Source organism: Selenomonadales bacterium (genome assembly GCA_017442105.1).
In the GTDB taxonomy this organism is placed as follows: Bacteria; Bacillota; Negativicutes; order RGIG982; family RGIG982; genus RGIG982.
On sequence record JAFSAX010000151.1, the window covers coordinates 1 to 8,285 of the forward strand.

Annotated in this window: 11 protein-coding genes; all 11 read left to right on the forward strand. The window is 48.1% G+C overall.

The window, feature by feature from the left end; all coding sequences use genetic code 11:
• On the forward strand, positions 1-189 hold a 189-nt coding region (locus IJN28_05980; protein MBQ6713315.1), incomplete at its 5' end, for a hypothetical protein.
• 82 nt (positions 190-271) lie between these two features.
• Positions 272-1,153, forward strand: a complete 882-nt coding sequence (locus IJN28_05985) for an elongation factor Ts (GenBank protein ID MBQ6713316.1) — start codon at positions 272-274, stop codon at positions 1,151-1,153.
• 275 nt (positions 1,154-1,428) lie between these two features.
• Positions 1,429-2,175 carry a UMP kinase gene (locus IJN28_05990; protein MBQ6713317.1) on the forward strand — a complete coding sequence of 249 codons (747 nt, stop codon included), beginning with the start codon at positions 1,429-1,431 and terminating at the stop codon, positions 2,173-2,175.
• Positions 2,176-2,736 carry a ribosome recycling factor gene (gene frr / locus IJN28_05995; protein MBQ6713318.1) on the forward strand — a complete coding sequence of 187 codons (561 nt, stop codon included), beginning with the start codon at positions 2,176-2,178 and terminating at the stop codon, positions 2,734-2,736.
• The gene (locus tag IJN28_06000; GenBank protein MBQ6713319.1) at positions 2,736-2,945 is read left to right on the forward strand and encodes a hypothetical protein; all 210 of its coding nucleotides are present in this window, start codon (positions 2,736-2,738) and stop codon (positions 2,943-2,945) included. The genes frr and IJN28_06000 overlap by 1 nt, the downstream gene beginning before the upstream one ends.
• A gap of 4 nt (positions 2,946-2,949) precedes the next feature.
• Positions 2,950-3,117 (forward strand): 4Fe-4S binding protein, encoded by a 168-nt coding sequence (locus IJN28_06005; protein MBQ6713320.1) that lies wholly within the window; start codon positions 2,950-2,952, stop codon positions 3,115-3,117.
• Between the two features lie 61 nt (positions 3,118-3,178).
• Entirely contained in the window at positions 3,179-3,958 is a 780-nt protein-coding gene (locus IJN28_06010; GenBank protein ID MBQ6713321.1) for an isoprenyl transferase, read from the forward strand.
• 14 nt (positions 3,959-3,972) lie between these two features.
• Positions 3,973-4,806 carry a phosphatidate cytidylyltransferase gene (locus IJN28_06015; GenBank protein MBQ6713322.1) on the forward strand — a complete coding sequence of 278 codons (834 nt, stop codon included), beginning with the start codon at positions 3,973-3,975 and terminating at the stop codon, positions 4,804-4,806.
• A gap of 30 nt (positions 4,807-4,836) precedes the next feature.
• On the forward strand, positions 4,837-5,988 hold the full coding sequence (locus IJN28_06020) for a 1-deoxy-D-xylulose-5-phosphate reductoisomerase (GenBank protein ID MBQ6713323.1): 1,152 nt from the start codon (positions 4,837-4,839) through the stop codon (positions 5,986-5,988).
• A 14-nt stretch (positions 5,989-6,002) separates the two neighbouring features.
• Positions 6,003-7,031 carry an RIP metalloprotease RseP gene (rseP, locus tag IJN28_06025; GenBank protein MBQ6713324.1) on the forward strand — a complete coding sequence of 343 codons (1,029 nt, stop codon included), beginning with the start codon at positions 6,003-6,005 and terminating at the stop codon, positions 7,029-7,031.
• A 13-nt stretch (positions 7,032-7,044) separates the two neighbouring features.
• Positions 7,045-8,106: a flavodoxin-dependent (E)-4-hydroxy-3-methylbut-2-enyl-diphosphate synthase gene (gene ispG / locus IJN28_06030; GenBank protein MBQ6713325.1), complete on the forward strand. Its 1,062-nt coding sequence runs from the start codon at positions 7,045-7,047 to the stop codon at positions 8,104-8,106.
• The last annotated feature ends 179 nt before the right edge of the window (positions 8,107-8,285 follow it).

Sequence of the window (8,285 nt, forward strand, 5' to 3'; positions counted from 1 at the left end):
AAGAATTCCGGAGTGTCCTATGTTATTATTCGTACTGGTTTTAGAGGATCAACACAAGGTTCTTTGGTAGAAGATAACAAATTCCGTCAGAACATTAAGGGAGCGACGAATGCAGGATTGAAAGTCGGCGTATATTTCTTTAGTCAGGCAATCAATGAAGTAGAAGCAGTAGAAGAAGCTGCTGAATAATAATCAGATAAGTGAAAAAGGTAAGGCGTCCGTCTTACCTTTTCTCAATCATACGATACGATAATTAGAGGAGGCAATTTTCATGAGCATTACAGCAGGTATGGTAAAAGAATTGCGTGAACGTACTGGCGCAGGCATGATGGACTGCAAAAAAGCATTGACGCAGACGAATGGTGACATGGATAAAGCAATCGACTTCCTTCGTGAAAAAGGTTTGGCAGCAGCTGCTAAAAAAGCAAGCCGCGTTGCAGCTGAAGGTGTTGTTGCATCCTACATCAGCGAAGACAATAAAGTCGGTGTAATCGTAGAGATCAACTGCGAAACTGACTTCGTTGCAAAAACGGACAACTTCCAGACGATGGTAAACGCTATCTCCGCTCACATCGCTAAAACGGCTCCGGCTGATCTCGATGCACTCAACGCATCCGAAATCGAAGCAGGCAAAACGGTTAGCGCATTGGTAACGGAAAGCATCGCAAAAATCGGCGAAAACATTTCTCTTCGTCGTTTCGCTCGTTACGAAGTTGAAGAAGGCCTTGTTTCCGCTTACATCCATGCAGGCGGCAAAATCGGCGTTCTCGTTAACTTGAAAGGCGGCAACGCTGAACTTGGTAAAGACATCGCTATGCACGTTGCAGCTGCAAACCCGAGCTACTTGAACCGCGAACAGGTTCCGACGGCTGAACTCGAACACGAAAAAGCTGTTCTCTCCGAACAGGCTCGTAACGAAGGCAAACCGGAAAAAATCATTGAAAAAATGGTTGCAGGTCGCATTCAGAAATACTACAAAGAAGTATGCTTGCTCGATCAAGAGTTCGTTAAAGATCCGGACTTCACGATCGCTAAATTGGTTGCTGCTAACAACGCTGAGATCGTTGAATTCGCACGCTTCCAGTTGGGTGAAGGCATCGAAAAAAGACAGGATGACTTCGTTGCTGAAGTTATGGCTGCTGCAAAAGGCTGATAATCGGCACAAAATCCGCAAACAAGTATTGTTTGCGGATTTTTTTATGCCGTGGAGAGTATGCTTCAAGTAGGCAGGATCGCTTATGATATGATAGGAAAATTTTATGTGAAAAAGCGTGATTATCTTATCGTTTCGCTTGCCGAGAGAGGCTGTTTTATGATATAAAAATAAGAGAGATTTTTTATGCAAGATGCAATATAGATGAGTGTTTTTCCTTGAAAAAAAGAGGAAACGGAGTGCTTGTGTAGAAATAATATAGGAATAGATGAACGATGGAAGTGGAGGTCGTAATAGTGGCGGCACAAAGTAAATATAAACGTGTTGTTCTGAAATTGAGCGGGGAGGCACTTGCGGGTGATAAGGGATTCGGTATCGATCCGCATGTAGTAGATGCCTTGGCAGCACAGATCCAAAAAGTAACGGAAAGCGGTCTTGAGGTTGCTATCGTAAACGGCGGCGGCAATATCTGGCGCGGTCTTTCGGGCAGCTCGAAAGGTATGGATCGTGCAACGGCCGATTACATGGGCATGCTTGCGACGGTCATCAACTCGCTTGCTCTTCAGGATGCGCTTGAGAATCGTGGGGTGGCAACGCGTGTACAGACGGCGATCGAGATGCGTCAGGTAGCAGAACCGTACATTCGTCGTAAAGCGATCCGTCATATGGAAAAAGAGCGTGTTGTTATTTTCGCGGCAGGTACGGGCAATCCGTATTTCTCGACGGATACAACGGCTGCACTTCGTGCGGCTGAGATCGAAGCAGATGCGATCCTTATGGCGAAAAAAGGCGTTGACGGTGTATACGACAGCGATCCGCGCACGAATCCGGATGCGAAGAAGTTCGACCGTTTGAACTATCTCGATGTTATCCAGAAAAAATTGGCTGTTATGGATTCGACTGCGATCAGCTTGTGTATGGATAATAATATTCCGATCATCGTATTTAATATCGATGGTGAAGACAATATTTATCGTGTTGCGCTCGGTGAAGAGATCGGCACGGTTGTAGGAGGAAAATAAATGGCAGTAAAAGAGATTTTTGCATCGCATGAAGATAAGATGAAAAAGACGATCGATGCGCTCCGTCGTGAGTTCGCTTCGATCCGTACAGGTCGTGCAACGCCTGCACTTCTCGACAAAATTACAGTAGATTACTACGGCACGCCGTCGCCGATCAATCAGGTTGCGAACATCAGTGTTCCGGAACCGCGTATGATCACGATCCAGCCGTGGGAAAGAAATATGATCGGCGATATCGAACGCGCTATCATGAAATCCGACCTTGGTCTTAATCCTGTCAATGATGGTACGATGATCCGCTTGTCGATCCCGCAGTTGACGAAAGAACGTCGTCAAGAGATCGTAAAAGTCGTTCACAAGAAAACGGAAGAAGGCCGTGTAGGTATTCGTAATATCCGTCGTGATGCGATCGATGCTCTTAAAAAACTCGAGAAATCGAAAGAGATCTCGGAAGATGAGCTTAAAAAAGCACAAGATGATATGCAGAAATTGACGGACAAGTATATCAAAGAAGCTGACAAAGTAATGGCAGCAAAAGAAAAAGAAGTTATGGAAGTATAATGACTGATTGTAATTATCTTGGTTGTGAATGGTCGCTTGTAGAGCCGAAGCTCAAAGAGAACGGTGCAAACTATGATGTGATCAAAACAGATGCGATTTCCAGGTATTTTCGCTTGGATTCCGAGCGATTATATATTGTGCGACAGACGGTAGAGGCCGATGGCCGATATCTGTTTGTCGTGGCTTCCAAAATGAGAAAGGAGGTGTAAGATCATGGCTTACAAAATCAATGATGAATGCGTTTCCTGCGGTGCTTGCGAAGCAACTTGCCCGGTTGGTGCAATTTCTGAAGGCGACGGTAAATATGTTATCTCTGAAGACTGTGTAGAATGCGGTGCTTGCGCTGCAGGCTGCCCGATGGGTGCGATTGAAGCTCCTTGATGAACCAGGCCCCCTCGCAAGAGGGGGTTTACTTTCTTATGAATTGAGCGGGGGATACGATATGTGGAGAAAATGGCTGGGGACTGCAAAACAAGATTCGGTCAATCTCTCTTTGGTTGAACAAGTGAAACAAAAACCGATGCCGCAGCATATTGCGATCATTATGGACGGTAACGGACGCTGGGCGAAAAAGCGCGGTATGATGCGCAGCTATGGCCACCGTGCGGGTGCCGACAGACTTCGTTCGATCGTGCGTACTGCGGCGGAACTTGGTGTGTCCGTATTGACGACGTATGCGTTCTCGACGGAGAACTGGAAACGTCCGGCACAGGAAGTCGATTTTTTGATGAAGCTCTTTTGGGAATATCTCGACAATAATATTGAAGAGATGCACCAAAACCAAGTGAAGGTTCGTTTCATTGGGAAAACAGAAGAATTGTCGCCTGCACTGTATGAAAAGATGATGGCGGCAGAGGCAAAAACGGCGAATAATACGGGGCTCGTGCTCAATCTTGCGGTCAATTACGGCGGTCGTGCAGAAATCGTATCGGCTGTGCAAAAGATCGCACAGGAAGTAAAAGAAGGCACGCTTCAGGTAGAAGATATCACGGAAAAGATGCTTTCCGACCGTATGTATACGGGAGGACTTCCCGATCCTGACTTGTTGATCCGCCCGAGCGGAGATCTTCGCATCAGTAATTTCTTGTTATGGCAACTGGCGTATGCAGAATTTTGGTTTACAGGCATCAATTGGCCTGACTTTACCTCGGAGGTATTACTCGAGGCGATTTTGGAATATCAAAAACGTGATCGCAGATTCGGCGGTCTCAAAAATAAATAGACTGGGTGCAGAATATGTTAGCTAAAAGAATTGTGACCGGTATTATCGGTATTATCGCGGCAGTCGGTGTGATCCACATCGGTGGATGGGCACTTTGGTTGTCGGTTTTGGTGTTGGCTATTTTGGCTTGGCAAGAATTTTGTCGGCTGTTTAAAAATAAACAAATAGAGATCCCGTATAAGACGGGACTTGTAACGATCGTGGCGTTCTTGACAGCTGCGTTTTTCGGTGGCATGACGGCTCTGTCGTATGTGCTTCCTGTTGCGGTGCTGGCAGGGATCTGTCAGATGATCTTTTCGGACGAACGCTTGAATCCTGTTCGTATGTCGCTCTTTTCGACAGGTGTGCTGTATGTGGGATACCTGTTTGCGTTCCTGCTCCTTCTTCGTGAGATGAGCACAGAGATGATCGCTACACCGTTTGGTATGATGGAGTTGGGTGAAGCGGCAGTATACTGGGCGTTCATCGGTACCTGGGCAAGCGATACGTTTGCTTTCTTTGTAGGTACGGGTTTTAACAAGACGATCGGTACGCATAAGCTCTGTCCTGTCGTCAGCCCGGGCAAGAGCCTGGAGGGGGCGATCGGCGGTCTTATCGGAAGTATGGTCTGCATGGCGTATTTCGGTTCGCTGTTCGGGTTTTCGATCGTTGACGGCATCGTGCTCGGCTTCTTGGTCGGTATCGTAGCACCGCTTGGTGATTTGTGCGAGTCGTCGTACAAACGATATACGGGAGTAAAAGATTCGGGTACACTTCTGCCGGGGCACGGCGGTATTCTCGATCGTTTCGACAGCATCTTGTTCGTTGCTCCTGTCGTATATATTTTCATGAATTTGTTTATTCTGTAAAAATTACAGCAGTAGAATGTGAGGCATATTATGCGTAAGATAGCTTTGCTTGGCAGTACAGGTTCGATCGGTAAACAGACGCTTGACGTGGTGCGCAATCACCCCGACAGATTTTCAGTGGTGGCGATCACGGCGCATGGCAGCGATGATCTGCTCATGGAGCAGATAGAAGAATTCCGCCCCGCGCTTGCCGTTCTTGTAGATGAAGAAGCGGCAGAACGATTGAAGGCGAAATATCACGGCGAAACACAGATTCTCGCAGGGAAAGAGGCACTCCTTACGGCAGTCACGCTTCCCGAAGTAGATGTCGTGGTAACGGCAGTTGTTGGTTTCGCAGGACTTCGTCCGACGATCGCGGCGATCCGTGCGAAAAAAGACATCGCGCTTGCGAATAAAGAAACGCTTGTTGCGGCAGGCGAGATCGTGATGCGCGAGGCAAAAGAAGCAGGCGTGGCAATTCTGCCTGTTGACAGCGAACACAGCGCACTGTTCCAATGCTTGCAGGGCGAACCTGCCGAAGGCGTGTCGAGATTGCTTTTGACAGCATCGGGCGGTCCGTTCCGCGGCTGGACACGCGAACAGTTGGCAAATGTAACGGTGGAAGATTGCCTCAAACACCCGACATGGGCGATGGGACAGAAGATCACGATCGATTCGGCTTCTCTTGCAAACAAAGGGCTCGAGGTCATTGAGGCAAAATGGCTCTACGGTGTTGACTACGATCAGATCGAAGTTGTCGTACATCCGCAGAGTATCGTTCATTCGATGATCGAATATAAAGACGGCTCGGTCAAAGCGCAGCTCGGACTTCCCGATATGCGACTTCCGATACAGTATGCGCTGACGTATCCTGAGCGCGTACACAATACGTTCCCGAAAATGAACTTCTATCAGATGAAGGATTTATCGTTCCACGAGCCTGATATGGAGACGTTTGCCGCACTTCGCTTCGCGTATGATGCAGGCAAGATCGGCGGAACGATGCCGTGTGTATTCAATGCGGCGAACGAGGAAGCGGTCTATGCGTTCCTTAAGAAAAAACTTCGATTCATCGATATTTACGAATTGATCGACATGACGATGAAAGCACACGAGGTCGTCATGAATCCGACGCTCGATGATCTGTTCGAAGCAGATGCGTGGGCGCGCCGATTCGTACAAGATAACATAAAAGACAAATAAAAGGAGGGCACCTTTTGTTAATTACAGCTATTGCGACGATATTTGTATTCAGTTTGCTCGTTTTTGTCCATGAATTCGGACATTTTATAACGGCAAAAGCCGTAGGAATGCGAGTAGAAGAATTCGCGCTTGGATTCGGCAAGAAGATCGTTGGCTTCCAAAAAGGTGAAACGCTTTACTCTTTGCGCATGATCCCGCTCGGCGGATTTAATAAGATATCGGGCATGGATCCGGAAGAAGAATTGGACGAACGTTCGTATTTGTCCAAACCGCTTTGGGCGCGTATGCTTGTTATCACGGCAGGGTCTATCATGAACTTTATTCTGCCTGTGCTTTTGTTCTTTATCGTACTTATGTCGTCAGGGGTGAATCTGCCGTCAAACGAACCTGTTATCGGTGAGCTGATCGACAATAAGCCTGCGATCATGGCAGGCCTTGAAGTGGGTGATCGTATCGTAGAAGTCGATGGCAAGTTCGTCCATGATTGGAAAGGTGTCGTTGATGCGATCCATGATGCACAGCAGGCAGAGATCGAGATCGCATTTACGCGTGATGGGGTACTCGATGCGACGATGGTAACGGCTGAATGGGAACATGGTACCAAACGATATTTGATCGGGGCACTGCCTGTCATTGAACATCAGTATCTTGATGCACCCGATGCGTTTGTCATGGCGATCGATAAAACGATCTCGATCATCGAGAGAATGATAATAGGTCTTAAGCAGATGGTGACAGGTGAGGTTGAGGCTGAGCTTTCGGGCCCGCTTGGTGTTGTACAGATGACGGGTGAGGTAGCATCGCTCGGAATATTGCCGTTGTTGAATTTTGCGGCATTTCTCAGTATCAACTTAGGCATCATCAACTTGCTGCCGATACCTGCACTCGACGGCGGTCATGTTGTGACGCTGATCGTAGAAGGTATTCGCGGAAAAGCACTCGGTGCGAAACCGCTCCACATCATTCAATTTATTGGCCTTGCGCTGATCCTCTTTTTGATGATCTATGCAACGATCAAAGATGTGGCTCGATTTAACTTATAGCGAGGTGCAAACGATGATTCGCAAACAAACGAAACAACTTCAAATAGGCTCGGTCAAGATCGGCGGCGGTGCGCCTATTACGGTGCAGTCGATGACGAATACGAAAACGCAGGATGCCAAAGCAACGATCGAGCAGATCAAACGACTTGAAGAAGCAGGCTGTGATCTTGTGCGCGTTGCCGTTCCCGATATGGAAGCGGCAGAAGCGATTCGTGAGATCAAGCGCGGTATCACCATTCCGCTTATCGCCGATATCCATTTCGATTATCGCTTGGCACTCGCCGCGATCAAAAACGGTGTCGATGCACTTCGTATCAATCCCGGCAACATTGGTGACCGCTCGCGTGTCGTAGCTGTCGTTGAAGCGGCCAAAGAACGCAATCTGCCGATCCGTATCGGTGTCAATGCAGGTTCGCTCAGCAAACCGCTCCTCGAAAAATACGGCGGTGTCACAGCAGAAGCGATGGTAGAAAGTGCGCTCGAACACATTCGCATCTTGGAAGATGAGGATTTTACCGACATCAAGATATCGCTCAAGGCACACGATGTACCGCTTACCCTTGCGGCATATCGATTGATGAGTAAGACGGTCGACTATCCGCTTCATCTCGGTGTGACCGAAGCAGGCACGGTACAGTCGGGCGTTATCAAGTCGGCTGTCGGTATCGGTGCGATGCTCGCGGAAGGGATCGGTGATACGTTCCGAATCTCACTTACAGGCGATCCTGTCGAAGAAGTCAAAGTCGGTAACGAGATCTTAAAATCGCTCGGTATGCGCGAATACGGCCCGACGCTCGTATCGTGTCCGACGTGCGGCAGATGCTGTGTAGACTTGCCGTCCATTGCGATGCAGGTCGAAAAACGTCTTGCATCTATCAAAAAACCGATCCATGTCGCAGTCATGGGCTGTGTCGTCAACGGTCCCGGTGAAGCGCGCGAAGCCGATCTCGGTATCGCGGGCGGCAAAGGCGAAGGCCTTCTCTTCCGCAAAGGTGAGATCATTCGCAAGGTGCCCGAAGCGGAGCTTGTCGAAGCACTTTTTGCTGAGATAGACCGTGCGATCGCAGAAAAATAACGAAAGCCAAAAGCATTGTACCAAGCGTACAGTGCTTTTCTTTTTAGGCAGATTACGATCGGATCGCTTTTTTTTGACGGAGAAATGTGGTATAATACTCCTGTTATAGCTTTATAACAGGATTTGATGGAGGGATTGGACAGAATGAAAGCAACAAATTTGTATGCTCCTACGCTTCG

Coding starts and splice junctions, on each gene's coding strand:
- IJN28_05985 (MBQ6713316.1), top strand. CDS start 272: ATGAGCATTACAGCAGGTATGGTAAAAGAATTGCGTGAACGTACTGGC.
- IJN28_05990 (MBQ6713317.1), top strand. CDS start 1,429: ATGGAAGTGGAGGTCGTAATAGTGGCGGCACAAAGTAAATATAAACGT.
- frr (MBQ6713318.1), top strand. CDS start 2,176: ATGGCAGTAAAAGAGATTTTTGCATCGCATGAAGATAAGATGAAAAAG.
- IJN28_06000 (MBQ6713319.1), top strand. CDS start 2,736: ATGACTGATTGTAATTATCTTGGTTGTGAATGGTCGCTTGTAGAGCCG.
- IJN28_06005 (MBQ6713320.1), top strand. CDS start 2,950: ATGGCTTACAAAATCAATGATGAATGCGTTTCCTGCGGTGCTTGCGAA.
- IJN28_06010 (MBQ6713321.1), top strand. CDS start 3,179: ATGTGGAGAAAATGGCTGGGGACTGCAAAACAAGATTCGGTCAATCTC.
- IJN28_06015 (MBQ6713322.1), top strand. CDS start 3,973: ATGTTAGCTAAAAGAATTGTGACCGGTATTATCGGTATTATCGCGGCA.
- IJN28_06020 (MBQ6713323.1), top strand. CDS start 4,837: ATGCGTAAGATAGCTTTGCTTGGCAGTACAGGTTCGATCGGTAAACAG.
- ispG (MBQ6713325.1), top strand. CDS start 7,045: ATGATTCGCAAACAAACGAAACAACTTCAAATAGGCTCGGTCAAGATC.